The organism is Clostridium sp. HV4-5-A1G (assembly GCF_900184915.1).
GTDB classification, from domain to species: domain Bacteria; phylum Bacillota; class Clostridia; order Clostridiales; family Clostridiaceae; genus Clostridium_B; species Clostridium_B aromativorans.
Genome location: NZ_FXYI02000346.1, coordinates 1 through 1,196 on the forward strand (window position 1 = coordinate 1; position 1,196 = coordinate 1,196).

1 protein-coding gene is annotated in these 1,196 nt (G+C 40.5%); it reads right to left on the minus strand.

Annotated elements, in window-relative coordinates; genetic code table 11:
* A partial coding sequence (locus J5G60_RS18400; RefSeq protein ID WP_207876641.1) for a 4-hydroxyphenylacetate 3-hydroxylase family protein occupies positions 1–1,196 on the minus strand: 1,196 nt, incomplete at both ends.

Below are 1,196 nucleotides of genomic sequence, written 5' to 3' on the forward strand. Positions count from 1 at the left end.
TGTCTAGCTATCATTATTCTCTGTGCCTGAGGTGAACCTGCCCCGTGCATGGATTCAGTCCTATAGCTTACTGCAGCTGTACCAAGACATAAATTCTCTATAAGTCTCAGCACTTTCATTCTGTCTTCCGTAGGTATACTAGAAGTTCCCTTAAAGTATTTTTCCAAATACTTGCCGGTAACAGGATTTTTAAAATCTTTTTCGGAAGGCATAGTAACCATCAAACCACCTGCAATATCCTCAGCTAACCTTGAAATCTCATAGGGGAATCTAGTCACGTTCTGCTTGCATACATTGGCTAACAGCAAATTAACCAGGTAATTTCCTGCTGCGAGTTTACAACCTTCACAGGAACATGCAACACCGCAGGAATATAAAGTCTCATTTAAATGCATCATCTCTATTAATTTATCTTTTATATGGGACTTCCTGGGTACTCCATTGTATTCAGCAGCTAAAGCTGCTGCTCCTATGAGCACATCCCCCATCCCAGATTTACATCCACCGTAGCTCTGCCTGTGATAGCCTGCAAACCTTTCAACAAGTACTCCTGCAAATTCAGTTTCTCCATTTAAAAATATTCTGTCATTCGGTACAAACACATCGTCAAATATTACCAGGCCTTCCATTCCTCCAAAATTCTTATTGCCAACATCAATGTCAGAAAGTTCTTCAAGTTTTCTCGTATCACAGGACTGTCTGCCGACTACAATCATTATGCCCTCAGTATCCACAGGTACAGAAAATGCAACTGCATAATCCTTATCCTCCGGTCTCATTGAAACTGTCGGCATTACCAGGACTTCATGCGAATTACAGATTCCAGTCTGGTGAGCTTTCGCCCCCCTCACTACAATTCCATCAGGTCTTCTTTCAACTACCCTTAGAAACAAATCCGGATCTGCCTGTTTACTCGGTGACAAGCTTCTATCACCTTTTGGATCTGTCATGGCTCCGTCAACAGTCAGATCGTTTTTCTGCACATATTTTATAAAGCCAGTAATATTGTCAAGATAATTAGTATTATATTCCTTATCTACTTCATAAGCTGTACTGTAAACGGCATTTATGGCATCCATTCCCACACATCTCTGAAAACACGAAGCTGTTTTTTGTCCTAATAATCTCTGCATTTTTACTTTTTTAACTAAATCCTCCGTGCTCTGGTGCAAGTGGGTAAATCTATTGATCTTTTC